We start from the raw sequence: 26,460 nt of genomic DNA on the forward strand, positions 1-26,460 counted from the left end.
AGTCCGTCTCCTCCCGGCTCCGCGCCAGCGTGAGATGCGGCCGGTACCGCCGGTGCTCCTCCCCCTCCACCCCGGCCTTGCGCCCCGCCGCCCCCGCCCGCTCGGCGAGCAGCCGCAACGTACGTACGTCCCCCGCGGCGCCCGCCCACAACGCGCGGCCCCCGAAACGGCCGCCGCCCCGCAGCGAGAGCGGGAAGGGATCGGTCCGCCGCGCCGCGCGCTCAAGCCGGGCGGACAGATCCGGTACGAGTTCCTCGTCGACCTCTCCGTAGAACGCGAGCGTGAAGTGCCAGCCGGGCCGGCCCGTCCAGCGCAGCCCGCGGTCGGCCCCGGGCAGGTTCCTCAACTCGTCCACCACCGAGGCGAGTTCGGCGGTCACGTTCTCCGGGGGCAGCACGGCGGCGAAGAGTCTCATGCCGTTACCCTGCCAGGCGGCCCGTAAGGGGCACGGGCTGCATCGATACGCGGCTCCGCCGGGTGGGCGCGACCGGCCACAATGGACCCGCAGACAAATGGCGCGCTCCCGGCGGAGGGTTCAGGCTGCCGTCGCCAGCGCCCGTTCCCTCGGGACGAAGCGGACCTGCGGGTGGCCGTGGTGCCAGCCCACCGACAGGCGCAGGCCGCCCACGCGGGCCAGGGCCAGGCCGACGGTGACCGCGGCGAGCGCCGAGACGACTCCGCCGATGGCGAAGCCGACCCGGGGACCGTAGGCGTCCGTGATCCAGCCGACGACGGGCGCCCCCAGTGGCGTACCGCCCATGAAGACCATCATGAACAGGGCCATGACGCGGCCGCGCATGGCCGGGTCGGTGCCCATCTGGACCGCGGTGTTCGCCGTGACGTTGACGGTGAGGCCGGCGATCCCGATCGGGACCATGAGCAGGGCGAACAGCCAGTAGGACGGGGCCAGGGCGGCCACGATCTCCAGGACGCCGAAGGCGACGGCGGCCGCGACCAGCACGCGCGCCCGGGCCGTGCCACGACGGGCGGCCAGGAGCGCGCCCGCGAGCGAACCGACGGCCATCAGTGTGTTGAAGAGGCTGTACGCGCCCGCGCCGGCGTGGAAGACGTCGTCCGCGTAGGCCGAGAGCCAGACGGGGAAGTTGAAGCCGAAGGTGCCGATGAAGCCGACGAGGATGATCGGCCACATCAGGTCCGGGCGGCCTGCGACATAGCGCAGGCCCTCGCGGAGCTGGCCCTTGCCGCGCGGGGTGCGCTCGACCTGGTTCAGCTCGCGGGAGCGCATCAGGAGCAGACCGGCGATGGGCGCGACGAACGACAGTCCGTTGAGCAGGAACGCCCAGCCCGTGCCCACGCTCGTGATCAGCACACCCGCGACGGCGGGGCCGACGAGGCGGGCGGACTGGAAGTTGGCGGAGTTGAGGCTGACCGCGTTCTGCAGTTGGTCGGGGCCGACCATCTCGGAGACGAAGGACTGCCGGGCCGGGTTGTCGATCACCGTGGCGAGGCCGACGGCGAAGGCGGCGACGTAGACGTGCCAGACCTGGACATGACCGGAGATGGTGAGGAAGGCGAGCGCGAGGCCCGTGAGGCCCATGGCGGTCTGGGTGGCCAGCAGCGTCGGGCGCTTGGGGAGGCGGTCCACGAGGACTCCGCCGTAGAGGCCGAAGAGCAGCATCGGCAGGAACTGCAGGGCCGTGGTGATACCGACGGCGGCGGAGGAGCCGGTGAGGCTCAGCACCAGCCAGTCCTGGGCGATTCGCTGCATCCAGGTGCCGGTGTTGGAGACGACCTGGCCGGTGAAGAACAGCCGGTAGTTCCTGATCTTCAGCGAGCTGAACATCGAGGAGCGGGGCTTGGGAGCGGACGGGGAGTTGTGGGCGGCAGGTGCGGGGGCGGAGTCTGCTCCGGGTCCCGTACTCAACGGCGTTCGCCTCCTTGGACGGGGGTGGGTTCGGTGCGCGCGGTGTGCGGGTGCGCGCGGTTACAGGTGTGCGAGCTTCTCCAGGACGGGGGCGGCCTCGCGGAGCTTCGCCCAGTCGTCCTCGTCGAGGCCGTCGACCAGTCCGGCCAGCCACGCGTTCCGCTTGCGGCGGCTCTCGTCGAGCATGGCCTCGGCCCGCTCGGTCTGCGTGACGACCTTCTGGCGCCGGTCCTCGGGATGCGGCTCCAGCTTGACCAGGCCCTTGGCCTCCAGGAGCGCCACGATGCGGGTCATCGAGGGCGGCTGCACATGCTCCTTGCGGGCGAGCTCGCCCGGGGTGGCCGTGCCGCAGCGGGCGAGGGTGCCGAGCACCGACATCTCGGTCGGGCTCAGCGACTCGTCGACCCGCTGGTGCTTGAGTCGACGTGACAGGCGCATCACGGCGGATCGCAGGGAGTTCACGGCGGCAACGTCGTCGCCATGGGTCAGGTCAGGCATGTTCCTTAGAATAACTCATTACTCTCGCTAAAGACCACCCGGGCGCACGCCTGATGCCCGTGAAACGGGCCACTGACGCATTTCATCACTCATACGAGTGAGACCGCTCCGGAAAGTGACCCGACGACCGGCCGGATACGGCAACCCTCGACCGCATGGGGACCAGTGTGCTCAGCCTGCGGATAGACGGGGAGCTGCTCGATCGGCTCCGGCACCATGCGGCCAAACGGGGAATGAGCGTCCAGGACTACGTCGTCCGGACGCTCGTGCGCGACGACTTCGACGAGCGGTTCCAGACCGCGGTCGAGGAGACGGAGAAGTTCTACGGGGTCACGTGAGCCCGGGAGCCCGACGGCTCTGCGGGGTCGCGTGAGCCCGTAGCCGGCCGAGGCCCAGGGCGGATCCGGCGCCCGGGCCGGCGCTCAGGTCAGGCCCAGCGCCGGCATCAGGTAGTAGAAGACGAACACCGCCGACACCACGTACATCGCGACCGGTACGTCCCGCCCGCGCCCGGCGGCCAGCCGCAGCACGACGAACGTGATGAAGCCCATGCCGATGCCGTTCGTGATCGAGTACGTGAACGGCATCATCAGCATCGTCACGAAGGCCGGGATCGCGATGGTGTGGTCGCTCCAGTCGATCTGGCGGATCGAGCCGGACATGATCAGGAAGCCGACCGCGAGCAGCGCGGGCGTGGCGGCCTGGGACGGGACCATCGCGGCGACGGGGGTCAGGAAGAGCGCGACGCCGAAGAGCGCGCCGGTGACGACGTTCGCGAAGCCGGTGCGCGCGCCCTCACCGACGCCCGCCGTGGACTCCACGAAGCAGGTGGTGGCGGAGGACGAGGTGGCGCCGCCCGCGGCGACGGCGATGCCGTCGACGAAGAGCACCTTGTTGATGCCCGGCATGTTGCCGTTCTTGTCGGTCAGCTTCGCCTCGTCGCCGATGCCCATGATCGTGCCCATCGCGTCGAAGAAGCACGACAGCAGCACGGTGAAGACGAACAGCACACCGGTCAGTACGCCGACCTTGCCGAAGCCGCCGAAGAGGCTGACCTGCCCGACGAGCCCGAAGTCGGGACTGGCGACCGGGTTGCCGGGCCACTTCGGGGTGGTCAGACCCCAGGAGGGCACCGTGGCGACGGTGTTGATGACGAGCGCGACGACGGTCATGGCGACGATGGAGATCAGGATCGCGCCCGGCACCTTGCGCACGATGAGCGCGAGCGTGAGGAGCGTGCCGAGCACGAAGACGAGTACGGGCCAGCCGTCGAGGTGACCGGTCCCGCCGAGCTGCAGCGGCACGGTCGTCTGGGCGGCGTCCGGGATGCGCGAGACGAAGCCCGAGTCGACGAGTCCGATCAGCATGATGAACAGGCCGATACCGATCGCGATGCCCTTGCGCAGGCCGAGCGGCACGGCGTTCATCACGCGCTCACGCAGACCGGTGGCGACGAGCAGCATCACCACGAACCCCGCGAGCACCACCATGCCCATGGCGTCCGGCCAGGACATCCGGGGCGCGAGCTGGAGCGCGACGACCGTGTTCACGCCGAGACCGGCGGCGAGCGCGATCGGTACGTTGCCGATGACGCCCATCAGGAGCGTGGTGAACGCCGCCGTCAGCGCGGTCGCGGTGACCAGCTGGCCGTTGTCCAGCTGGTGCCCGTGCATGTCCTTCGCGCTGCCCAGGATGATCGGGTTCAGCACGATGATGTAGGCCATCGCGAAGAAGGTGGCGAAACCGCCGCGGATCTCGCGCGACAGCGTGCTGTCGCGCTCCGAGATCCGGAACCAGCGGTCGAGCGCGCCGGAGCCGGACCGGGGGTCCGGCTGCTTGGGCGCGGAGGCCTTGGCGGGGGCCGAGGTGGGCATGCGGGGACCTCATCGCCGGCGGACATCCCCGATGTCCATGTGGCGTTTCGTGATTTGGCGTTTCATACGAACGGAAGTGGCCAGAAGCAAACAGTTTCAGTATGAACATACGTCACGGAGAGCGCTATCTCCGCGCGTAGACATGACCGCCCGCGCATGGTCCTGATCACCTCGTAAGCTGTCCCCCATGGCAGGGTTTTTTTCGGGATCCCCGAAACACGAGGCACCGGAGCCCCTGGAGGGTCCCGTGGTCGCCACCATCACGGGTGGCACGATCCTCTGGTTCGTCCTCTTCCTGGCACAGCTCCCCTTCTACAACTGGTTCGACGACCACGGACACCTGTGGTGGCTCTGGACCTGCCTGGCCGGCGCGGGTCTCGGTCTGATCGGCATCTGGTACGTGAGGGGCCGCGAAGCGGCGCTGAAGAGGGACGAGGCGAGCACAGCCCCGGACGCCCCTTAGGGGCGCGGGGAACTGCGCGACCAGCCCCCACCGGCGGTCGGCCGACACACAACACCGGACGCCCACCCCCAGGGGCGCGGGGAACGGCGCGACCAACCCCCACCGACCCGCAGACGAACGACCGCACCCCCGCGAAGCGCCCCGTACAACTACGGAACCATTCCGGCTCCTCCCCTGGTCGGATCTTTGCCGCACTCGGCGGGTGAAGCCGTATATCCCCCCGTACCGTCGGATGCATGACGCACATCGACGCGGGCGCCGAACTCGACCCTGTGCATCCCCAGCCCATACCCGCCCCCGCGCCGAGGGCGGTGGGCCTCACCGCGGCCGAGGTCGCCGAGCGGGTGGCGCGGGGCGAGGTCAACGACGTACCCGTGCGCAGCAGTCGCTCCACGGCCGACATCGTCCGGGCGAACGTCTTCACCCGGTTCAACGCGATCATCGGCGTCCTCTGGCTGATCATGATGTTCGTCGCGCCGTTCCAGGACAGCCTGTTCGGCTATGTGATCCTCGCCAACACCGGGATCGGCATCATCCAGGAGCTGCGCGCGAAGAAGACCCTGGACTCGCTGGCGGTGATCGGCGAAGCGCGGCCGACCGTCCGCAGGGACGGGGTCGCCGCCGAGGTCGGCACCTCCGAGATCGTGCTCGGGGATCTCATCGAGATCGGGCCCGGCGACAAGATCGTCGTGGACGGCGAGTGCGTCGAGGCCGACGGTCTGGAGATCGACGAGTCGCTGCTCACCGGTGAGGCGGACCCGGTCGTCAAACAGCCCGGCGACCAGGTGATGTCGGGGAGCTTCGTGGTGGCGGGCGGCGGCGCGTTCACCGCGACGAAGGTGGGGCGCGAGGCGTACGCGGTGCAGCTCGCCGAGGAGGCGAGCCGCTTCACTCTCGTCCACTCCGAGCTGCGGACCGGTATCTCCACGATCCTCAAGTACGTGACGTGGATGATGATCCCGGCCGCGATCGGCCTGGCCATCACCCAACTCGTCGTCAAGAACGACGACCTCAAGGCATCCATCGCCCGTGCCGTCGGCGGCATCGTGCCCATGGTCCCGGAGGGGCTGGTCCTCCTCACCTCCGTCGCCTTCGCGATCGGGGTGATCCGGCTTGGCCGGAAACAGTGCCTCGTCCAGGAACTCCCGGCCATCGAGGGCCTCGCCCGCGTCGACACGGTCTGCCTCGACAAGACGGGCACGCTGACCGAGGGCGGCATGGACGTCACCGAGCTGCGCTCCCTCAACGGCAGCGACGAGTCGTACGTACGTAAAGTGCTGGGCGCCCTCGGCGAGTCCGACCCGCGGCCGAACGCCTCGCTCCAGGCGATCATCGACGCCTACCCGGACCAGGAGGACTGGCGCTGCGTCCAGGCGCTGCCCTTCTCCTCCGCGCGCAAGTACAGCGGGGCGTCCTTCAGCGAGGGCGACGGCGAGTCGAGTACGTGGCTGCTGGGCGCCCCGGACGTGCTGCTGCCGTCCGACGACCCGGCCCTCGCCGAGACCGAGCAGCTCAACGAGCAGGGGCTGCGGGTGCTGCTGCTGGCGCGGGCCGACAAGGAACTCGACGATCCGCTGGTCCAGGAGGGCGCCCGGCCGACCGCGCTCGTCGTCCTGGAGCAGCGGCTGCGGCCCGACGCGGCGGACACCCTGCGGTACTTCGAGGAGCAGGACGTACGGGCCAAGGTGATCTCCGGCGACAACGCGGTGTCGGTCGGCGCGGTCGCCGCCAAGCTCGGGCTGGCCGGTGCCTCCGCCACGGTCGACGCTCGGCGGCTGCCCACCGAGAAGGAGGAGATGGCCAGGGCGCTGGACGAGGGGACGGTGTTCGGGCGCGTCACGCCGCAGCAGAAGCGGGACATGGTGGGCGCCCTCCAGTCGCACGGCCACACCGTCGCGATGACCGGCGACGGCGTCAACGACGTGCTCGCCCTGAAGGACGCCGACATCGGAGTCGCGATGGGGTCCGGGTCCGAGGCAACCCGGGCCGTCGCCCAGATCGTGCTGCTGAACAACAGCTTCGCGACCCTGCCGTCCGTCGTCGCCGAGGGGCGGCGGGTCATCGGGAACATCACTCGGGTCGCCACGTTGTTCCTGGTCAAGACCGTGTACTCGGTGCTGCTCGCGGTGATGGTGGTGTGCTCTCAGGTGGAGTACCCGTTCCTGCCGCGGCACCTGACCCTGCTGTCGACGCTGACGATCGGTGTGCCGGCGTTCTTCCTGGCCCTGGCGCCCAACAAGGAGCGGGCTCGGCCCCACTTCGTGCGGCGGGTGATGCGGTACTCGATTCCGGGTGGCGTTGTGGCGGCGGTCGCCACGTTCGCCACGTATCTGATTGCCCGGCACTACTACACCGGGGAAGGGGCGTTGGACGCCGAGACCAGTGCGGCGACGCTGACCTTGTTCCTGATCGCGATGTGGGTGCTGGCCATCATCGCGCGGCCCTATACGTGGTGGCGGGTGGGGCTCGTTGCCGCGATGGGGCTCGGGTTCGTCATCGTGCTCGTCGTGCCGTGGCTCCAGGAGTTCTTCGCGCTGAAGCTGGTCGGGACGACCATGCCGTGGGCTGCCGTCGGCATTGCGGTGGTGGCTTCGGCCGCGTTGGAGTTCGTGTGGAAGTGGGTCGACCGCCGCTTTCCCGCGTAGGGGGTGGGCGGATCGGTCAGTTTGCGGGGTGCGGGTGAGTGGGGGCTGGTCGCGCAGTTCCCCGCGCCCCTTAAAGGCAAGGGCTACCGCCCCCTGAAGACGAAAGCGCGGGGCGCAGCCCCTGCCTTTCGTCTTCAGGGGCGCGGGGAACTGCGCGACCAGCCCCCGCCGGCCCGCACCCACAACACACCCCCGCCAGGCCCCTCAACGCCACTGGCCCCACACCCGTCAGGGCGTGGGGCCAGTGGTCGGTAAGGCGGAAGGGCTAGTTCACGTCGACGAAGTCGCCCGCGGCCTTGACGGCCGGAGTGGTCGTCGTGCCCGCGAAGTTGTAGCGGAAGTAACCGTCGGCGGCAGCCTTGACGGTGGTCTTCAGGGCGCCGGCCGAGCCGGACTTGACCGTCTTGACGTCCACGTACGTGGACGTGCCCTTCTTCTTGAACTGGAGCTTCACCGACTGGACGGTGTAGCCCGCGTACTTGTTGGTCTCCCAGTTGGCCCGCGTCAGGTTGCCCTTGACCGTGATGGTCTTGCCCTTCTTCACGGGCTCCGGCGACGCGTTGACGGTCAGCTTGGAGAAGCGCTGGACCTTGGTGGTGCCGACCTTCGCGAAGTCGGCGACACCGACCTTGGTGATGTCGAAGTCGTCGGCGGACGGGTCCTGGCCGTTGAAGGCGACGGCGAAGGCGTTGGCGTTCCACGTACCGGCGTCGGAGTTGAGCAGCTCCCCGTCGCCCGGACGGGCGTCGATCGTGCCCTTGCAGGACGCGACCGTGGCGGAGACCGGCGTGCAGGTCGGGTACAGGTCGCCGAACAGGTAGTTGTCCGGCGACTCGTAGGAACCGCGGTAGATCTCCAGGTCGACGACGAAGTCGGCCGCGGCGATGTCCACGTCGGCGCCGTGCGTCAGCGTGAACGTCGTCGGGACGGTGACCTGCTTGCTGGTGCCGGCGACGATCGCCTTGCCGCCGTTGACCTTCACGTTCGAGAAGCTGGCGTCGAGGGCGTACGGCGCGTCGGCCTCGGCGGCGGCGATACGGGCGCCGCTCTTGCCGGAGGTGGCGTGGGCGGAGTCGAGCACCTTCGCGACGTCCGCGCGCGAGATGGCGGAGTCGTCGGCCTGTGCGGCCGGAACGGCGAAGGCGGAGAGAGCCAGGGCGCCGGTGACGGCGACCACGGTGGCACGTATACGCATGCGTTCCCCTGATGGAGAAAGGGCCCCGGACGGCATTCGTCCTCACGTCGGGGCCGAAGTGATCAAGAGTCTGTTGACCCGAGTGATCAGATGCGTGACGGGGGTGAATGGTTGTACGCGAGGTGAATCTTTTGCGTACACGTGACCAAGGTCATCTTCACCACTCACCCCCACACACCCGAGGGGCCTACTGCACGTCGATGAGGTCACCCGCGGCCGCGACCGCCGGAGTCGTCGTCGTACCCGCGAAGTTGTAGCGGTAGTAGCCGTCGACCGAGGCCGTGACCGTGGTCTTCAGGGCACCGGCCGAACCGGACCTGACCGACTTGACGTCCTTGTAGGTCGTCGTGCCCTTCTTCTTGAACTGGAGCTTCACCGACTGGGTGGTGTAGCCCGCGTACCTGCCCGTGTCCCAGTTGGCACGGGTCAGGTTGCCCTTGACCGTGATGGTCTTGCCCTTCTTCACGGGCTCCGGGGAGGCGTTGACGGTCAGCTTGGAGGCTCGCTTGACCTTGAAGCCCTTGGCGTTGTCCTTCTGGACGTAGTCGGCGTCGACGCCCGCGGCGAGCGCCCAGACCTTCCAGCCGCCGGCCACCGAGTTGATCAGGTTGGCGCCGGACTCGAGGGTGAAGCTCGACTTGCAGGTCGAGGTCGTGGCGTTGACCTCGGTGCAAGTGGCGCGGCCGTCGCTGCTGTTGGCGACGGCGCCGCTGTCGGACGACTCGATGTCCGCGCCGTGGTACAGGATCGCCTGGGCCCAGTCGATGCCCGAGTCGTCCGTGGCGGTGAAGGAGACCGTGAAGGTCTTCTTCCCGGTCGCGCCGCCGACGACGTCCTTGCCGCCGTTCACAACGACGTTCGAGATCTTGGTGTCGCCCGCCGAGTCGTCGGCCTGGGCGGCCGGCACGGCGAGGACGGACAGGGCCAGGGCACCGGTGACGACGCCCAGGGTGGCACGTATACGCATGCGTTCCCCACGTGGAGAGGGACCTCGCGGCGAAGTCATGTCACGCGAGGTCCGGTCATTGAGACTGCGGAGCCCGAGGGCTCGCGGTGATCAGATCCACGAAGGGAACGAAAGGTTGTACGAGTTGTGAACTTCTGGTGCCTATGTTGCCCAGATCACATCAGTGGCCCCAGGCGCCCCTGCCGAACCTCCGGGCCGGAGCCCGTCTGCCGAACCTCCGAGCCCCGGTCCCCTCAGTCGAACCAGCGGTCCCGTGCCAGTTCCTCCGTCCTGGACGGGTCCTCCAGCAGGGCGCCGACCTCGAAGCGGCGCGGCCACTGACCGGCCGCCCAGGCGAGGCCGGCGGCGACGCCCTCCACGGTGGCGGCGTGCAGTACGCCGTCGCGGGTGCGGCGCCAGTCGAGTTCGGTGTCGTCGACGAAGAGCTCCTCGTGCTCGACGTACGTCGAGGGCGTCGAGGGGCCCAGCAGGACCCGTACGGACTCCGGGACCTCGTGCTCGACGCCCTCGCTCGTGACCTCGCCGGTCACGGACTCGCTCAGCCGCCGGACCTGGAACAGCTCGGCGAGGTCGGCGGCGCGGGACGGGCGGACGGGGAGCAGCGGGGTGCCGGCGGTGAAGGGCAGCAGGTCGGGCGAGTCGACGACCACGGCGTCGGCCGCGTCCACGACCGTCACCCGGCCGTCCACCACGGCCCGCAACTCGTCGGGCAGGGTGACCTGTTCGGGGTCGAGGTCGGCCAACGCGCTGTAGAGGGCGTGCAGTTGGGCCGAGGAGACCTCACGGTCGGGGTCGGCGAGACGGTCGAGGAGCTCGGCGGCCCCGCCCGGTTCGGCGAGGAGGGCGGCGACGGAGGTCCGGACGCCGAGGGCCCGCAGGACCTGCTCGTCGTTGAAGCCGGAGGCGTCGGCGGCGTCGTACAGGCCGTGCAGGAGCGGGTCGCCGCCCTCGGCGCGCAGGCCGGCCGGGCGGCGGCCGTCGAGGACCGGGTTCCCGCGCAGCCACCAGGCGGTGTACGGGCGGACGATCTCGTGCGTCCCGTCGGGCAGCAGGATGCGGACCGGCTGGGTGAGGGCGTCCCGCAGCGGCGGGCGGGAGAGCAGGGCGAGGGCCTCGGGCCAGCGGTCCTCGTCCACGAGGTCGAGGTCCCGTACGGCGACGAGCTCCGTGGCGACGGGCGGCACCGGCGAGTCGGGCAGCCGGTCCAGTACGTCCTCGCACCACACGTCCACGGCGTCGAGGAGCCCCGCATCGTCGGGCTCGGCGAACTCCCCTTCCCGCGGCTCCAGTTCGTCGGGGTCGAGAACCACGTCCGTGGCGCGTACGAGGGTGAAGTTGGCCAGCACCCCGCAGGCGGCGAGCGGCTGTTCGCCCCAGCGCTCGGCCAACTCGGTGTCCACGGAGGCGAGTTCGTCCTCGCGCATCACCTGGGCGAACGGGCTGCCGGGGAGGACGAGTTCGCCGGCCGGGGCGAGTTCGCCCTCCTCGTCGGGGAGGGCGAGGGCGCCGAGCCAGGGTTCGTCGCCGGGTTCGAGGCCCGCGTCGCGGACGAGCGCGAGGACGGTGTCGGCCAGCTCCTCGGCGTCCGGGGCGTCCTCGTCCCAGGCGCCGCCGTCGTCGTCGAGGGAGGCGGCGACGGCCGCGCGGACCTGCGGGGTGGTGAGGACGGCACGCGGGGTGGCGGGCAGGGCGCCCAGCTTCTCCAGGAGCGGATGGGCGGCGTCCGGGTGGGCGACCTTGAGGCCGAGGCGGGCGAGGCGCACGAGGGCCTCCGGGGTGGCCCGCTCACCGTCCGCGGCGGGCAGCAGGACCTGCCGGGGCCCGATCGTCGTACGCCCTCCCCCAGAGCTGAACGCCTGGGAGGTGCCCCCAGCGAGCGGCACCGGGAGCCCGGTCAGCCGGTCCGGGTCGACGCCGGCGAGGCTGTCGTAGAGCCGCCGCCACCACTGCGGGTCCTTCTCCAGTCCGGCCAGCCGGTCGATCGCCTCGGTCAGCGGCACGCGCGCGACGCCCAACGTCCGCAGCTCCGCCCGCCGTTCGAGCCCGGCGGGCAGCAGACTGGGCAGCACCTCGGCGAGGACCTGCACGGTCTCGGCGCCCGCCCCCTCCACGACCTCGGCGTCGCGCGGCCGCAGGGCTTCCGGAAGGCCGGAGTCGTCGTCGTCATCGCCGGTCGGCTCGACCGCGGGCGGCAGGAAGGCGGTACGCGGCAGCCGGTCGAGGATCGCCTGGCGCAGGGTCCCGTCGAGCTCGCCCTTGCCGAGCGAGCCCGGCACGAGACCGATGATCCCGGTGGTCACCGGCCGCCAGTCGGCCAGCAGTCCGGCGTACGCGTCCGCCGCGCGCTGCATCAGGAAGTCGGTCAGCGGGCCGGGGGCGGCATGGCGGCGGGTGGTGTCGAGCGGGAGGGAGGCGATGAGCAGCGCGGGCACGCCCAGGGGTTCGTCGCTGGGCGTGGGCGCGTGCACGACGGGGCTGGTGCGGGGCTTGGCCGGGGTGCCGTCGGCGTCGACCGGGACGGCCCAGGTGACCGACCAGTGGGGGCGCAGCCGCTCCTCGACGGGCCGGTCGGCGAGCAGCGCGGGCTCCAGGGCGCCGTGCGCGGAGACGGTACGCCAGCGGGTCGTACCGTCACGGGAGTCCTCGACGACCACATCGCCGCTCTCCGCGTCGGCGCGGCGCCGGATGGTCCGTACGCTGCCGTCCCCCGCCTCCACGACGACTTCCGCGAGCCCGGGCAGGGCCAGCAGCAGCGCGTCGTCGACACCGCCGAGGAGCCGCTCGGCGAGATCCTCGGCCGCCGCGTCCCGCAGCGGCAGGATCACGACGCTGTCGTACGAGTCCGGGGCGGTGCCCTCGGCCGCGAACGGCAGCCGGAGCAGCGGCACATGGCCGTCTCGGCGCCGCACTTCGTCGCCGAGGCCGGGGCTGTGGCGGGCGATGTCGGTGGCGAGTTCGCGGGCCTCGACGAGAGACCAGCGGACGCCTCCGTGCCGCCCCACGAGGGCCGGTTCGTCGGTCACGGCGAGCACGGCCGCGAAGCCGACGCCGAACCGGCCGACCGCGCTGTCGGTGTCGTCCCGCTTGGCGGAGGCGCGCAGCGTGGAGAGCGACTCGACGCCCGTCGCGTCCAGCGGGGCGCCCGTGTTGGCGGCGACGAGGACGCCGTCGCGGAGGGTGAGCCGGAGCCGGCCGGGCACTCCGGCCCGGGCGGCGGCGTCGGCGGCGTTCTGTGCGAGCTCGACCACCAGCCGGTCCCGGTATCCGCCGAGGACCAGGTCCTCCTCGGCGTTGGCGTCCTCGCGGAACCGCGCCGGGCTCGTCGCCCAGGCGTCCAGCACCCCGCGCCGGAGCCGCGCCGTCCCGAACGGATCCGCGCCCTCGGCAGCCGGCCGCACGAACTTGCTCACGGTTACTCTCCCTTACGTCGTACGGCCGCACGCGGTGGCTCGGTCGCGGCACGAAGGTACCGCGCGGGTCCCTTGCAGGGGGCTCGGCGGGTGGGGTGGGTACTTGGTGCGGGCTGCCTATGGCCGGCCGCGCAGTTCCCCGCGCCCCTGGGTGGGTGGGTGGCTGATGTCGTGGGTTCACCGCGGGGCGGTGGGGGTTGCTCGCACAGTTCCCCGCGCCCCTGGGGGTGGGTGGCTGATGTTATGGACTCTCCGCGCGCCCGGTGGGGGTTGCTCGCGCAGTTCCCCGCGCCCCTGAAAAGCGGGGCTGCGCCCCTGGCTTTTCGTCTTCAGGGGCGCGGGGAACTGCGCGCTCAGCCCAAACGCACCCGCACCCGACACATCACACCGACCCCCACCCACCCAGGGGCGCGGGGAACTGCGCGACCAGCCACGGGCAACCCGCACTCAACAGCGAGCCGGCGGCAGCTCAGGAGTGGCCGAACTCCGCCGTGGACTCGTCCGGGCCGACGGACACGGACCCCGAGTCCGGCGACGGACGCAGGGGGAACGGGTCCACCCGGGTCTCATCGATCACGGGCGGCGCAGGCCGCGGCGGTTTGGGCATGACCGCGGCCTCGGAATGGCCGCCACACCCGTACGACAGCGACACCACACGCCCGTCCGCCGGCGAGAACTCATTCGCGCACAGACCGAACGCCTGCCCGAGCGAGCCCCCGATGGGATTCAGGAAGCCACAGCTGACGCAGGTGGCGGGAGCGGCCTGGGCCATCGCCGTCTTGGGCCCGTACGACTCCTCCCAGCGGTCGGCGGCGACATGCAGTCCGTACCGCGAGAGCACCCGCGCCCGCCGCATCCCGAGCTCCTCGGCGACGGAGGCGATCGACCCTCGGGTCGGCACGGCCGGCAGCGCGGCCGGCGTCCCGGCCGTGACCTCGGCGTCCTCCGCCTCCACGAGCTCGGCCATCTCCTCGGAGATCGGCGAGTTCGGCGCGGGCTCGTCCTCGCCGGAGAACCCCGCCTCCAGGCGCAGATCCTCCGCGTCCGTGGGCAGAAGGTCCCCCGGACCCATGTCCCCGGGCCGGAGCCGCTCGCTCCACGGCACCCACTCGGGGGCCTGCAACGCGTCCGGTCCCGGCAGCAGAACCGTCTCGTCGAGGGTGACGAGCTTCGCCCGCGAGGCCCGGGCCACGGTCACGGCCCAGCGCCATCCGCGATAGCCCAGGTCCTTGCACTCGAAGAAGTGCGTGACGACGCGATCCCCTTCGCTGACCATCCCCGCGTGCTCCCCGACGACGCCGGGTACGGCGGCCTCCTCGGCGGCGGCCCGGGCGAGGTCGACGGCCTCGGCGCACAGACGGTCGGGGGTTCGGCTTCGCGTTGTCGCGCTCACAGGTATCGCTTCTCTCCTACGCCGTCTCACGAGTGCGCCGTCCCTCGACGGGGGTGCGGACGGAGCGGACCGGAGGGCCGCGTCGACGTCCGCGCCCGATCGCACTCGGGCGCACCTACGTCATCCATTCTGCGGGATGGCCGAGAGGCGCGCGGCCGAGAACAACCGCCGCGGGCGCGCTACGCACGCTACCGTCTCGTCGGCGCTTGGCCTACACCGCGGTCTCTTCGCCGCTCCTCGGCGTGGCCTTTGCGGGCTCCGCGATGGGCGCTTTGCCCGCTCCTCGCTGGACGGCTCCGCCCACTTGACAGGCTGTTCTTCGCCTCTTCGTGGCCGATTCCCGCCCGTCCGCCCTTCCGGAGCGGCTCCACAAACCCCGGAAACCTGCCGCTCAGCGGCGAACTCACAGCGTCCACTCAGCCCCTATACGCGCGGTAACCGCGCTACATGCGCCGTTCTCGGGGCACTATTGCGGAGTGGCAGCCGCAAGGTCGCCCCATGGTGCCACCGGGATCGGTGGGGCCGGGGCGGGACGAACGAGCGGATCGGGCCCGGTTCGCGGGGCCGTCCGTTCCGTCGGGCGTGCCCTGCACCTGCCGTTCACGGGAACGGCGAGGGGCATCAGAAAGGCGACACACGCGCACGGCGCGGGCGAGTCGGGCCTCGGCAAGCTGATCGAGCTGCACGGGGTGAACGGCGCCGGCGACATGATGATCACCGTCGCGCTCGCCTCCACGGTCTTCTTCTCGGTGCCGACGGACGAGGCCCGCGGCCGCGTGGCGCTCTATCTCGCGATCACGATGGCCCCGTTCGCACTCCTCGCCCCGGTCATCGGGCCGCTCCTGGACCGCCTCCCGCACGGCCGCCGCGCCGCGATGGCGGGCGCGTTCATCGCCCGCGCGTTCATGGCCCTGCTGCTGTCGAGCGCGGTCGTCACGGGCAGCATCGAGCTCTATCCGGCGGCCCTCGGCGTCCTGGTGGCGTCGAAGGCGTACGGCGTGGTCAGAAGCGCCGTGGTGCCCCGGCTCCTGCCACCCGCGTTCTCCCTGGTGAAGGCGAACTCACGGGTCACCCTGGGTGGCCTCCTCGCCACCGGTGTGGCCGCCCCGATCGGGGCCGGACTGCAGGCGCTCGGGCCGCGCTATCCGCTCTACGGCGCCTTCGTGATCTTCGTGGCGGGTACGTTCCTGTCGTTCCAGCTCCCCCACAAGGTCGACTCGGCCAAGGGCGAGGACAAGGCCCTGCTCGCCGCGGACGAGCAGCACCTGCACGGTCCGCACCTGAAGCCGCCGAAGCGGCCGGGGCTGCGTACGGTCGGCACGGCGGTCACGCACGCGCTCGCCGCGAACGCGTCGCTGCGGTGTCTCTCCGGGTTCCTGATCTTCTTCCTCGCGTTCCTGCTGCGCGAGCATCCGCTGGCCGGTGCGAGTGCGGCGGTCTCGCTGGGGATAGTGGGTGTCTCGGCGGGAGCGGGCAACGCGCTCGGCACGGCGGTCGGGGCGGCGCTGAGAACCCGGTCCCCGGAGCTGATCATCGTGACGGTGATCGCGGTGGTGCTGGGTGTCGCGATCACGGCCGCGGTGTTCTTCGGTGTGATCCTTGTCGCGATACTGGCCGCGTTCGCCGGGTTCGCGCAGGCGCTGTCCAAGCTGTCGCTGGACGCGCTGATCCAGCGGGACGTGCCGGAACTGGTCCGGACGTCCGCGTTCGCCCGCTCGGAGACGATCCTGCAGATGGCGTGGGTGGTCGGTGGGGCGATCGGCATCGCGCTGCCGCTCAACGGCACGCTGGGCCTGTCCGTGGCCGCCGCGATCGTCGCCGTCGGCTGGCTCACCACGGTGCGGGGGCTGCTGAGCGCGGCCCACCGCGGGGGGCGACAGCACGCGCGGGTGGCGTGAGGGGCTCAGCCCTGAAGGGGCGCGGGGAACAGCACGGTCATTTAGGGGCGCGGGGAACTGCGCAGTCTTTAGGGGCGCGGGGAACTGCGCGGCCAGCCACGACGGGCCCGCACCTCTCGTCACGGACCCGCCCCCCAGCCCGTCCGGCGCTTGAGGACGAGTGCGGCGCGCCGCGTAGCCCACCCGCGTAGGTGGGGTGCCGGGACCGCCCGATAGCCTTCGGGCATGAGCTCCCAGCGTCCCCTCGCGCGCCGTCGCCGCGCCGTCGCCGCCGCAGGCGCCGTTTCCGCCGGACTTCTCGTCCTGTCCGCCTGTGACAAGCCGACGCCGATGGCCACCGTCACGATCGGCAACGACTCGGTCAGCACCGAGGCCGAGTGCTACAAGGACGGCGACAACATCGGCCGCGCGGAAGCCACCAAGTGCGCCGTCAAGAAGGCCTCCGACACGATCAGCGTCCCGCAGGGTGAGACGCTGCGGATCGGTGTCGACCCGGAGATCGCCGACGAGGGCTGGGCCCTGTGGATCAACGGTCAGCGCGTCACCGACCCGTTCAAGAAGACGTACTACTCCTTCGAGGGCGTCGACCTCTTCGCGAGCCAGCAGGGCCAGCCCGCGCCGAAGACGCTGAACATCAGCATCGTCCAGCAGAACAAGGCCGACTCGAAGTTCGCGGGCGTCTGGAACTTCAAGCTCGAGAACGCCGACGCTTGAGCCGCCTGATCCGCCGCGCATGCGTGTCCTCGTAGCCACCGCGGTCCTCGTCGAACGGGACGCGGTGGCCGCGGCGTTCGCGCCCTCGGCCGCCCTGGAGTACGCGATTCCGGGGGCGACACTGAGCCAGGTGGCGCCCGCTGGGGGCGGCCCGATCGTCTTCGATCTGCTCGCCGCGGGCGTGGGCCCGGCGGCAGCCGCCGCGGCAACCGCAGCCGCGCTCACAGCAGCCGCCCTGAACGAACAGACCGATGAACAGACCGATGACCGGACCTCCGGGCCGTACGACCTGGTCGTCTCCGCCGGTATCGGGGGCGGCTTCCAGCCCGGGGCGCCCGTCGGGTCGCTCGTCCTCGCCGACGAGATCACCGCGGCGGATCTCGGCGCCGAGACCGCGGACGGATTCGTCCCGGTCACCGAACTGGGCTTCGGGGCCGTCACCCACCGTCCGCCGGAATCACTCGTACGAGCGGTCGCGGACGTCACCGGAGCGCGTACCGGAGCCGTTCTCACCGTCAACACCGTGACCGGAAGCGCCGCACGCGCCGCCGAACTGCGCCGGCGCCATCCACGAGCGCTCGCCGAGGCGATGGAGGGGTTCGGAGTCGCGGAGGCGGCCGCCGCGCACGGTGTGCCCGTGCTGGAGCTCCGTGCCGTGTCCAACCCCGTCGGGCCCCGCGACCGTGCCGCCTGGCGGATCGGGGACGCCCTCGCGGCACTCACCGGGGCGTTCGGGAAGCTCGCGCCCGCATTGGAGAGTTGGAATCCACATGAACGCTGAGAATGAGACCGAGACCGCCTCCGGTACTGGCACCGGCACCGGCAGCACCGAGCCGCTGAAGATCGCGTACTCGCCCTGTCCGAACGACACCTTCGTCTTCGACGCGTGGGCCCATGGCCGGGTCCCGGGCGCGCCCGCGCTGGACGTGACCTTCGCGGACATCGACATCACCAACGGCATGGCGGAACGCGGCGAGTTCGACGTCCTGAAGGTGTCGTACGCCGTCCTGCCGTACGTCCTGGACGAGTGGGCCCTGCTGCCCTGCGGGGGCGCGCTGGGGCGGGGCTGCGGGCCGCTGGTGCTGACCCGGGAGCCCGGCATGGACCTCACCGGCCGCACGGTCGCCGTGCCGAGCGAGAAGTCGACCGCCTACCTGCTGTTCCGCCTGTGGGCCGCGGACATCGTGCCCGGCGGGGTCGGCGAGATCGTCGTCATGCCGTTCCACGAGATCATGCCGGCGGTACGGGACGGCAAGGTCGACGCGGGGCTCGTGATCCACGAGGCACGCTTCACGTACCAGAACTACGGGCTCCACAAGCTCGCGGACATGGGTGAGCACTGGGAGTCGACGACGGGGCTGCCGATCCCGCTCGGCGCGATCATCGCCAAGCGGTCGCTGGGCGACGACACGTTGCGGCTGCTCGCCGAGTCCGCCCGTACGTCGGTGCGGGCCGCCTGGGACGATCCCGAGGCGTCTCGGGCGTACGTCATGGAGCATGCCCAGGAGATGGACGTCTCCGTCGCGAACCAGCACATCGGGCTGTACGTCAACGAGTTCACGGCCGACCTCGGCGAGGACGGGTACGCGGCGGTCCGGGGGCTGTTGACGCGGGCGGCGGCCGAGGGGCTGGTGCCGGCTCTTGCGCCGGACGCGCTTTCGTTTCCCTGAACCAGGGTGATGGGGTGGCCCGGTCCGGATTGTGGGTGCGGGCCGGTGGGGGCTGGTCGCGCCCACGCGGCGGAGCCGCATATGTCTGCAGCCCCGCGCCCCTGAAGGGGCGCGGGGCGCCTGCGAAAGAGGTCCCCTAGACGTCCAGTTGGTCCGCCACCGCGCGGAGCAGGCCTGCGATCTTCGCGCCGGAGGCCTTGTCGGGGTAGCGGCCCCTTTCCAGCATCGGCGTGATGTTTTCGAGAAGGGTCGTCAAGTCCTGCACGATGGACGCCAGTTCGTCCGGCTTACGGCGCTGGGCGACCGCGACGGACGGGGTGGGGTCCAGGATCGTCACCGAAAGCGCCTGGTCACCGCGCTGTCCGGCGACCACGCCGAACTCCACGCGCTGACCCGGCTTGAGAACATCGACTCCGGCGGGCAGGACCGAGGAATGAACGAAGACGTCGCCGCCGTCGTCGCGGGAGAGAAAGCCGAAGCCCTTCTCGCTGTTGAACCACTTGACCTTGCCAGTCGGCAAAGCACACACTCCCTCGATCACTCCCGGACTGGACCCCGGACGCCTTTGAACTGCCGTCGAAACACCTTACCGGGGGTCTCTCCAACCCAACACGCCTTAAAACGAGGCTGAGCCCCTGCCTGTGTCGGCAGAGGCTCAAAGTGGTGGGGGAAGTGTGAGGGGCTACCCAATGTGCCGGTACAGGGTGGCACGGGAGACGCCGAGAGCCTTGGCAATGGCACTGACACTCTCCCCCTTGGCCTTACGGGCTTTGGCCACAGTCAGCACGTCCTCAGTGATGACGGTGGGACGTCCACCGGTACGACCCTGAGCCTTGGCAGCGTCCAGACCAGCGCGAGTGCGCTCAACGATCATGTCTCGCTCAAGCTCAGCAAAGGCAACCATCATCGTAAAGAAGAACTTGCCTTCCCCCTTGGGCGAGTAGTTACCGGCGAGAGTTCCTGTGAGGATGCGGAGCGCGATTCCACGGGAGTGCAGATCCTCAGCAATCGTCAGCACGTCCTTAGTTGAACGGCCCAACCGGTCAAGCTTCCAGACGCAGAGGGCGTCTCCCTCGCGGGCATAGTCGAGAGCAGAGAGAAGACCAGGGCGCTCCGTGTTCCTCCCGGAAGCCTTGTCCTCGTAGATCTTCGAGCAACCGGCCGCAGTCAGTGCGTCCTGTTGAAGCTGAGCGTCCTGAGCGTTCGTACTGACTCGCTTGTACCCGATGACCGCCATGATCCGTTCCCCTCCCTGGTGTCCCCTGCCGACATCAGAAGTGTCTCATAACTCGTCTCAAAACATCAAGACATCGAGAGGGGTTATGAGACGGGTTTTGAACACCCGAACAGGGTCCGGGAGCCGTCTCGCCGGACAGTCTCACAAACCGTTTGCGAGACGCTACAAAGCTCGCTACAGAACTGGGACAATGGAAGACAGAGGAGAGGAGTCGGACAGATGAGACAGAGCAGAGGAGAGAGTCATGGGAATGACACCCGTTGACCTGAACGCCGTTGACCGCATGGGCGACGAAACGGCAGCACGCAGCGACGAATATGTAATACCCAAGCCGGCTCGGGGTACGCAATTCCCTTTCTTTCGCAATTGAATAAGGCTACTGTATATGCATTTCAAAGGAATCCCGACTGTGACTCCTGCTTTTCTGGGTAGTTCCGTACATGTCTCGACTAGAAGTAGTTACCACCCAGGGAGTTACTACTGTTCTGGCGAGGCTACGATTCGATGGCCTTGAGTCCCTGGTACGCCTCTCGCAGGTCTGTACTCTCTGGCAGTTGCTTAGCCTCAACAGCCTTGACGACTTCCAGGGCACGCCAGTGATTAGAAGGGACTACACGGCCGGACAGAATGGCTTTCTGCGCCGAGTCGCACGCTTCGTCTAGCCGGTCCCCCTTGAGTAGCACTAGAGCCAGATCGATATTCGCTGAGGCCACACGCCTAGGCCACTGGCTTACATCCTCACCAGGACTCAGCCTCTTGATTACTTCTCTGGCGTATGGCTCTGCTGCCGCATCACCAAGCCAAGCAAGGGTTGTAGCCGTATAGGACAGAGCCTTAGCAGGGTCGTACCGGTAGTGATGCTCTGGCGTATCAGGAGAGCCGATAGCGGCAGAGAGACCCTGTACCCGCTCAATGGCTGAGTACGTCTCAGTGGCGTTACCTAGCCGTGCGTTCGCTCTGCCCTCTTGTGCTGTTGCCTGAATGAGCCCAGAGGAACCAGCGGGAGCTATCTCCTGTGCGGCTCGGGAGAGGTCAACGGCTTGGACGTAATCCCCATCGGTAAGCAGTCTCCAAGCCTCAGTCTCGAAACACCATGCCTCAATCTCAGGATGCCCGGCTTCCCTGGCAAGCGTTGCTGCTGTCTCCAGTCGAGCCGTAGCGGCATCGTCTTGCATCAGGTCGATATGGACAGTTGCCCCAAGCAGAGAAAGCCAACCGCCGATAACCAACAAGCGTCGGTGCTCAGACAGGGTCTTCTTACCGTCCAAGAGCTTCACAACGTAACCGGAGTGCTTGCGTACCTGCCTCAGCAAGTCTTCCGGCTTGGCTTTGGGATAAGCCATGGCCAGACCATCAAAGGCACGCTCTAGACGCTCAAGGGTGGCGTTTCCTACGTCGCTTGCCTGTACGCGTCGGGCAAGTTCCCATGCGTCCATCTCATCGTCATAGGACGTGGCGTCATCTACTTCGAGTGACAGACCAAGGAACTCATTGACAGCTTGGATCAACTCGGGTGAGGGAGCCTGTTTCCCATTGAGTACGCGGCTCAGATAGGCAACGTCATAGTGCAATTCCTTGGCTGCACCTCTGAGGCTCTTGCCCTGCGCCTTGAGTGCGCTCCGTACCTCTGTCCCGAAGTCGTTCATGGTGCGGCTCCCGTTGACTGTTGACGCTCATCCTAGTCAACGCTGGTCAACTGCCCTATGGCGTCAGTGAATCGGTTGGGTGGACAGACGCGAAACCGCCCGACCACAGGAGCCGACATGGCGCACCGTACCGCCGACCGTGGCACCGACAGCAAGCCCGAACACGTGCCGCTCGATGTGCCGACGATGCGCGAGACAGCCACTCGGTTACTGGCGGAGAACGCTGAACTCCCCTCCCTGGAAGAGCTGGAGAACCTGACTCTCCTACTCCGGGGACAGATCATGGTGGCCATCCCGGATGTAGAGACAGCAGCCGGAAAGCTCCCTGATGACGACGTACCGCGCGCATGCGCTCTGGCGTGCATTGGAGAGGCTCGTATGAGGCTGCGCCTGGAACCCTCCAACGCGACGCTTCCGGCGGGCGTAGCGCACGCTCAGAGGCTCGCACGGTCCGTCAGAGCCCTTGCCGACCACTACGTCAATCTCGGGTGTGCGGAGTGACTCCAGCACTGCACGTCTGCCGGTACTGCGATGGACTGATCACAGACCCTGATGACGCGGCAGCCGTAGCCGTAGCTCACGAACTCGGCATGAGCGGCCCCGGTTGGACGGTATGGGCTCATCGTGAACACGCCGACCTGGTGGAGCCTGACGAAGCCCCTATTCGCATTCTGGCGCGCGTCCTGGTGGCCAAGCTGACTTCCCCTGATGCCGAATGACGTAAGGAGTCCTAGAGCCGTACAGAGCTTCCTAGGGTGCCTTCCGGCTACTGCCCAACTCCTAGGAAGCCCTAGGAAATCGGAAGACTAGGGCACCCTCAATTGTTATTGAATCGTTAATGATAGGGGGGTCGAATTCATAAACAATTCAGAAAAAGAATAAGGCCCCGCTATTCAGCGGAGCCTTTTCTTTGCGTGTTCCCTTATCGAGCGAATCCCAATGCCTTCCATCGGTATTCTTCAGGTACGTTATGGCTAATCACTAGCCTAGTCATCTTACCTTTCTTGCCGGGGCGTGAAAGCGCCAGTTCATTTGCCATGGTCTGAATATCTCCCAGATCCATGACCATTCCCCGGTCATTCTCTTCCGCTCCCTTATCCCAAGCCCAGACCTTTACTTGGTAAGTCCGCAGGAATTCCCTACGGTCTTCCTGGTCTTTGGCTTCCCAGACTTCCCCGTACTTCTTTCCCGTTGCCTTGAGAGTCGGGTTAGCCCTTTCCTCTTCCTGCTTAGCCAGGAGAGCAACCTTTGCCGACAGACCCTTATGCATACGGCGGTAGGACTCTTCCTGTCCCTCTCCGTCGTACTCCCCTGCCAGGAAGTCAGCTTCCAGCTTTTCCAGGCGTGCCCTAGCTGACTGGAGTTCCCTTGCCTGAGAGGGTCCGGTACCGGCTCGCTCGTACATGTCCCACGCGCCTACACTCCCCCGAATCTCCTGGTCAACCCACGTGTCCAGGAGATCAGCACGGACGTAGAGACCCTGTGTGCACGCTCCGCCCTTGAACTTATTGGAGCAGCGGTAATACCGGTGTCCGGGAATTCGCTTTCCGTCTTTCCTGGTGTGCCCGGAATTCAGGAGAGAAGTAACCGGCGCTCCACAGTTACCGCACCGAGCAATACCGGCAAGCAGGCTTTTAGCGCCGGTACGGTTTTCCGTTCCCACAGGCTTGGGAGCCGGTTTAATCCTGTCCACCAAATCCGTCCATTCATCCATGGACGTGAGAGGCTTTTCAGGGAGAATGACCGGCTCTCCCTGGTCATCCAAAACAGCCTCCCCTTTATAGGCGTAGATACCAGGGACCCAAGAGGACCGGATGAACTTATTGATGATGGTCGATTGCCACTGAGTTCCCTTGGTTTCCTCTCCCTTCAACTTCCTGAGATGGTCTCCCCATGTGAGTACGCCACGGCCGTTGAAGTCTCGGGCAATCCTGTGTGTGGACTGACCCTCACGGACACGAGAGAAGATCTCTTCCACGTAAGGGTGGAAGTCCTGGTCAATCTCCAGAACCTTCCTCTTGCCTCCCTCTACGGCTTTGATGCGGTAGCCGGTGGGAGGTGCTCCCGTAAGCCATGAACGGTTCTCTAGGCGGCTCTGTACGCCGTTCAGGATGCGTGCCTGAATGGTGTCCCACTCGGCCTCAGCAAAGACGGCAGTCATACGGGCCATCATCTTGCCTTGAGGAGTCGAGAGGTCGAACCCTTCCTCTACACAGACAATGAACTTGCCGTTCTCCTGTGCCCACTCCAAGAGTTCGTTGAAGTGCATCGAGCGTCGGGTAAGCCTGTCCATCTTGGCCGCGATGATCACGTCGAACTCATCGGCTCGGGACGTCAGCCACCTACCGAGTCTCGGACGCTTGAAGGGCGAGATGGAGCCTGAGACGTCCGTGTCCTCTGCCTCCCCCACCAGGACGCCGGACAGGAGCGGAGAGCTGACGTGGTGTCGGATCACGCCACGCTGCCACTCGATGGACGTCGAGCCGTCCGAGTCGGCAGACAGGCGGAGACAGGCGAGGTAGCGCAGACCAGGAGTCATGGGGGGAGCGTAGCGCTCTCTGTGTGCCTAGGTAACTGGCTTGACCTTGCCGGTAGGCACGTCTGTCCTCGTACTCGGACTCGTCGGGAAACTGCGTCTGAAAACTGCGGCTGAAACTGCTCGGGAAACGGGTCCGTATAGCACTACAGCGGGTCGTCGGACCGGCCGGTACCAAGGCTAATGGTCCGGCGGCTGCTGACAAGACGTCGCCGGATTGTTCCTCCGCGCAGGGAACTACCCTGGTCGGGTGCGTGACAAAACCCAAACGAATTCCGCCGCGGCCGGAGACGGACTGATCCGTGCCGGGGCCATCGTGTTCTTCGTCGGTGCCTTGGCCACACTGGTCACCGTTGCCCCACTGTTGCTGGGTACGACGCCCTTTCCTACCTACATGTTCGGGTTGAGCATGTTGATGGGGGTTGGATTCCTCATCGCGGGGGCGGGGGTGTTCCAGTCGATTGCCAGTGGGCGTCGGCGGGCGCGCGAGGGTTCCTGAACCTCTTGGCCGTTCGTCGGCCGCGAGGCCGGTGGGGGCTGTTCGCGCCCACGCGGCGGAGCCGCATATGTCTGCAGCCCCGCGCCCCTAAAGGGGCGCCTCCGTGTACCCGGCCAGCCAACTCGGGAACTCCGTCAGGTCCGTGAGAACCACGTCCGCTCCCGCCGCACGCAGTTCCTCCGCGTCGCACGGGCCCGTGGCCACCGCTACGGACAGAGCGTTGGCGGTGCGGGCGCCTCGTACGTCGCCGGTGTGGTCGCCGACGTAGATGCCCGCGTCGTACTCGCGCAGGGCCTCCGCCTTGCCTTCGGCCCACAGGCCGCCGATGACGGCGTCGGGCTCGATGCCGAGGTGGCTGAGATGCAGCTTGGCATTCGGCTCGTACTTTGCGGTGACGACGATGGCCCGGCCGCCCGCTTCCCGTACCGCCGCTATGGACTCACGGGCGCCGGCCATCGCGGGCGTCGGGGCGATGGCGTGTGTGGGGTACATCTCCCGGTAGACGTCCGCCACGGCCTCGACCTGCTCGGCCGGGAACCAGTTCACCAGCTCCTCCGCGAGCGGCGGCCCGAGCCTCGTGATGGCCAGATCGGCATCGATGTACGTCCCGGTCCTCGCGGAAAGTGCCTGGTAGCAGGCGTGGATACCGGGCCGGGAGTCAATGAGGGTCATGTCGAGATCGAAGCCGACGGTCAGCACACGAGAAGTCATATGGACCATTGTGCCCAGCAAAGATGGCCCTCCCGTGATGCTCCGGTGAGCATCAGCGCCCCCCTTTAGGGGCGCGGGGAACTGCGCGACCAGCCCCCACCCACCCGCAGCCGACGAACAACTCCGACCGGCCACATACACTCAGCCGAGCGGTGCGAACTGGCCGCCTGGCGAGGATCAGGCTGTCGGCGCGGGAACTGACCCGTACGTACAGGAACCGGACTGTCGGGCGCGAGCCCGAGCCAGAGCTGGTGGCAGCATTGACATCCTCCCCCTCTCAGAAGAGGGGGATTCCAACCCAGATGGGCTGAGGTTCACGGGCACTCGACCGCTGGCGCGATGTTGCCCCTCCGGCACGCGCCCGTTGGGGTGCGGGTCTTTCGACCTGTCCTGCCGCGACGTTGACTGCTGCATTGGTGTCCGCATTGCGGGAGAACCCGCAGCCCGGGTTCGAATCGGCACCGGCCGCCAACCTGCGTTGAGCACGGAAAGGGGCGTACCACTACGACCTCCGGCGCTGCGACCTCCACACCAGGTACAGCGCCGAAGCGATGGCCGCGCCGCGCAGGACCCAGGGCCAGGTCTCGGCGACCGCGTCGTTCATGCGGCCGTCCGCGATGGGTGTGCCCCAGCGGCCCTCCGTACGGCCCCAGAGCCAGACGATGCCCGCGGTGGCGACCAGGCCGGGGACGCCGAGGACGGCCCACTTCGGCTCGGTGGGGCTGAGGCGGCGCGAGAGGTAGGCGATGAGCCAGCCGAGGCCGAGCATCACGAGGTTGCCGATGGCGGCGCCCGCGACGAGCAGGGCGGCGGCGAGCAGCAGCAGGGGGTTCGTCCAGCCGCCGCCGACGGGGCGCAGCCGGGGGACGAAACGGCGGGTCTTCTTCCCGGCCGCCGTGTCCGCCTCGGCCGCCTCGACGGGTGCCGCGGGTACGACGGGCGCCGCGGGCTTCGGGTCCGGCTCGTCCGTCTCGTCCGTCTTCCGGGGCGGCGGCTTGAGCAGTTCGGGGATCTCGATGCCGCCGGTGAACCCGGGCACGCTGTCCACCGACCCGAACGGGCTGCTCTCCACCCGCCACCAGTCGGGCTGTCCGGACCCGAGTTCCTCCGTGCTCGCGAGGTGCGGCGGGGAGGGCGCGGAGTCGGCCGTCGCGGGAACGTCCGGCTCTGAGGGGCGCGGGCGGGGAACGACCCGGCGCAAGCGCTCGGACCGCGGCTC

23 protein-coding genes are annotated in these 26,460 nt (G+C 68.5%); 9 read left to right on the forward strand and 14 right to left on the reverse strand.

What is annotated here, in order from left to right; all coding sequences use genetic code 11:
- From thpR to O3Q52_RS19090, 3 genes are all read right to left on the reverse strand, one after another.
- Nucleotides 1–415 (reverse strand): RNA 2',3'-cyclic phosphodiesterase (thpR, locus tag O3Q52_RS19080; RefSeq protein ID WP_269649989.1); only part of this gene is annotated, 415 nt, incomplete at its 3' end.
- A 120-nt stretch (nucleotides 416–535) separates the two neighbouring features.
- Nucleotides 536–1,885: an MFS transporter gene (locus tag O3Q52_RS19085; protein ID WP_332112922.1), complete on the reverse strand. Its 1,350-nt coding sequence runs from the start codon at nucleotides 1,883–1,885 to the stop codon at nucleotides 536–538.
- A 60-nt stretch (nucleotides 1,886–1,945) separates the two neighbouring features.
- Nucleotides 1,946–2,383: a MarR family winged helix-turn-helix transcriptional regulator gene (locus O3Q52_RS19090; protein WP_055616675.1), complete on the reverse strand. Its 438-nt coding sequence runs from the start codon at nucleotides 2,381–2,383 to the stop codon at nucleotides 1,946–1,948.
- Between the two features lie 155 nt (nucleotides 2,384–2,538).
- On the opposite strand from O3Q52_RS19090, the gene O3Q52_RS19095 reads away from it, so the two are divergent.
- Nucleotides 2,539–2,721 (forward strand): hypothetical protein, encoded by a 183-nt coding sequence (locus tag O3Q52_RS19095; RefSeq protein WP_055616674.1) that lies wholly within the window; start codon nucleotides 2,539–2,541, stop codon nucleotides 2,719–2,721.
- An 84-nt stretch (nucleotides 2,722–2,805) separates the two neighbouring features.
- Here the strand turns inward: O3Q52_RS19095 and O3Q52_RS19100 are convergent, their stop codons facing one another.
- Nucleotides 2,806–4,257 (reverse strand): NCS2 family permease, encoded by a 1,452-nt coding sequence (locus O3Q52_RS19100; RefSeq protein ID WP_269649990.1) that lies wholly within the window; start codon nucleotides 4,255–4,257, stop codon nucleotides 2,806–2,808.
- A gap of 187 nt (nucleotides 4,258–4,444) precedes the next feature.
- Here O3Q52_RS19100 and O3Q52_RS19105 point away from each other — a divergent pair, with 187 nt between their 5' ends.
- Together O3Q52_RS19105 and O3Q52_RS19110 are read left to right on the forward strand one after the other, a co-directional pair.
- Entirely contained in the window at nucleotides 4,445–4,720 is a 276-nt protein-coding gene (locus tag O3Q52_RS19105; RefSeq protein ID WP_269649991.1) for a DUF2530 domain-containing protein, read from the forward strand.
- Nucleotides 4,721–4,956: 236 nt separating this feature from the next.
- On the forward strand, nucleotides 4,957–7,365 hold the full coding sequence (locus O3Q52_RS19110; RefSeq protein WP_269649992.1) for a cation-translocating P-type ATPase: 2,409 nt from the start codon (nucleotides 4,957–4,959) through the stop codon (nucleotides 7,363–7,365).
- A gap of 265 nt (nucleotides 7,366–7,630) precedes the next feature.
- Here the strand turns inward: O3Q52_RS19110 and O3Q52_RS19115 are convergent, their stop codons facing one another.
- From O3Q52_RS19115 to O3Q52_RS19130, 4 genes are all read right to left on the reverse strand, one after another.
- Nucleotides 7,631–8,560, reverse strand: a complete 930-nt coding sequence (locus O3Q52_RS19115; protein ID WP_269649993.1) for a hypothetical protein — start codon at nucleotides 8,558–8,560, stop codon at nucleotides 7,631–7,633.
- 187 nt (nucleotides 8,561–8,747) lie between these two features.
- Nucleotides 8,748–9,527: a calcium-binding protein gene (locus tag O3Q52_RS19120; RefSeq protein WP_269649994.1), complete on the reverse strand. Its 780-nt coding sequence runs from the start codon at nucleotides 9,525–9,527 to the stop codon at nucleotides 8,748–8,750.
- A 233-nt stretch (nucleotides 9,528–9,760) separates the two neighbouring features.
- Complete coding sequence (locus O3Q52_RS19125) at nucleotides 9,761–12,937, reverse strand: sacsin N-terminal ATP-binding-like domain-containing protein (protein ID WP_269649995.1); 3,177 nt, start codon at nucleotides 12,935–12,937, stop codon at nucleotides 9,761–9,763.
- Nucleotides 12,938–13,406: 469 nt separating this feature from the next.
- Nucleotides 13,407–14,330, reverse strand: a complete 924-nt coding sequence (locus tag O3Q52_RS19130; protein ID WP_269649996.1) for a DUF3027 domain-containing protein — start codon at nucleotides 14,328–14,330, stop codon at nucleotides 13,407–13,409.
- Nucleotides 14,331–14,806: 476 nt separating this feature from the next.
- Here O3Q52_RS19130 and O3Q52_RS19135 point away from each other — a divergent pair, with 476 nt between their 5' ends.
- The 4 genes from O3Q52_RS19135 (at nucleotide 14,807) to O3Q52_RS19150 (ending at nucleotide 18,612) form a co-directional block, all read left to right on the forward strand.
- Nucleotides 14,807–16,228 carry an MFS transporter gene (locus O3Q52_RS19135; protein ID WP_269649997.1) on the forward strand — a complete coding sequence of 474 codons (1,422 nt, stop codon included), beginning with the start codon at nucleotides 14,807–14,809 and terminating at the stop codon, nucleotides 16,226–16,228.
- Between the two features lie 225 nt (nucleotides 16,229–16,453).
- Nucleotides 16,454–16,942 (forward strand): hypothetical protein, encoded by a 489-nt coding sequence (locus O3Q52_RS19140; protein ID WP_269649998.1) that lies wholly within the window; start codon nucleotides 16,454–16,456, stop codon nucleotides 16,940–16,942.
- A gap of 19 nt (nucleotides 16,943–16,961) precedes the next feature.
- The gene (locus O3Q52_RS19145; RefSeq protein ID WP_269649999.1) at nucleotides 16,962–17,723 is read left to right on the forward strand and encodes a futalosine hydrolase; all 762 of its coding nucleotides are present in this window, start codon (nucleotides 16,962–16,964) and stop codon (nucleotides 17,721–17,723) included.
- Nucleotides 17,713–18,612, forward strand: a complete 900-nt coding sequence (locus O3Q52_RS19150) for a 1,4-dihydroxy-6-naphthoate synthase (protein WP_269650000.1) — start codon at nucleotides 17,713–17,715, stop codon at nucleotides 18,610–18,612. Before O3Q52_RS19145 ends, O3Q52_RS19150 begins: the two co-directional genes overlap by 11 nt.
- A 136-nt stretch (nucleotides 18,613–18,748) precedes the next feature.
- Here O3Q52_RS19150 and O3Q52_RS19155 read toward each other — a convergent pair whose 3' ends face one another.
- The 3 genes from O3Q52_RS19155 to O3Q52_RS19165 all read right to left on the reverse strand — a co-directional run bounded on the left by O3Q52_RS19155 (nucleotide 18,749) and on the right by O3Q52_RS19165 (nucleotide 21,495).
- On the reverse strand, nucleotides 18,749–19,132 hold the full coding sequence (locus tag O3Q52_RS19155) for a cold-shock protein (RefSeq protein WP_269650001.1): 384 nt from the start codon (nucleotides 19,130–19,132) through the stop codon (nucleotides 18,749–18,751).
- A gap of 162 nt (nucleotides 19,133–19,294) precedes the next feature.
- Complete coding sequence (locus O3Q52_RS19160) at nucleotides 19,295–19,849, reverse strand: recombinase family protein (protein WP_269650002.1); 555 nt, start codon at nucleotides 19,847–19,849, stop codon at nucleotides 19,295–19,297.
- A gap of 494 nt (nucleotides 19,850–20,343) precedes the next feature.
- Nucleotides 20,344–21,495, reverse strand: a complete 1,152-nt coding sequence (locus O3Q52_RS19165; protein WP_269650003.1) for a helix-turn-helix transcriptional regulator — start codon at nucleotides 21,493–21,495, stop codon at nucleotides 20,344–20,346.
- A gap of 117 nt (nucleotides 21,496–21,612) precedes the next feature.
- On the opposite strand from O3Q52_RS19165, the gene O3Q52_RS19170 reads away from it, so the two are divergent.
- Complete coding sequence (locus O3Q52_RS19170; RefSeq protein WP_269650004.1) at nucleotides 21,613–21,996, forward strand: DUF6415 family natural product biosynthesis protein; 384 nt, start codon at nucleotides 21,613–21,615, stop codon at nucleotides 21,994–21,996.
- Nucleotides 21,997–22,417: 421 nt separating this feature from the next.
- On the opposite strand, the gene O3Q52_RS19175 is transcribed toward O3Q52_RS19170, so the two are convergent.
- Nucleotides 22,418–24,034 (reverse strand): recombinase family protein, encoded by a 1,617-nt coding sequence (locus O3Q52_RS19175; RefSeq protein WP_269650005.1) that lies wholly within the window; start codon nucleotides 24,032–24,034, stop codon nucleotides 22,418–22,420.
- A 247-nt stretch (nucleotides 24,035–24,281) separates the two neighbouring features.
- Between O3Q52_RS19175 and O3Q52_RS19180 the strand changes: the two genes are divergently transcribed.
- Nucleotides 24,282–24,530 (forward strand): hypothetical protein, encoded by a 249-nt coding sequence (locus tag O3Q52_RS19180; protein WP_269650006.1) that lies wholly within the window; start codon nucleotides 24,282–24,284, stop codon nucleotides 24,528–24,530.
- Between the two features lie 87 nt (nucleotides 24,531–24,617).
- Here O3Q52_RS19180 and O3Q52_RS19185 read toward each other — a convergent pair whose 3' ends face one another.
- Both O3Q52_RS19185 and O3Q52_RS19190 read right to left on the reverse strand, forming a co-directional pair.
- Nucleotides 24,618–25,250: an HAD family hydrolase gene (locus O3Q52_RS19185; protein ID WP_269650007.1), complete on the reverse strand. Its 633-nt coding sequence runs from the start codon at nucleotides 25,248–25,250 to the stop codon at nucleotides 24,618–24,620.
- Between the two features lie 493 nt (nucleotides 25,251–25,743).
- The coding region (locus O3Q52_RS19190) for a hypothetical protein (protein WP_269650008.1) at nucleotides 25,744–26,460 on the reverse strand (717 nt) is incomplete at its 5' end.

The sequence above is a fragment of the Streptomyces sp. ActVer genome, assembly GCF_027270795.1.
In the GTDB taxonomy this organism is placed as follows: Bacteria; Actinomycetota; Actinomycetes; order Streptomycetales; family Streptomycetaceae; genus Streptomyces; species Streptomyces umbrinus_A.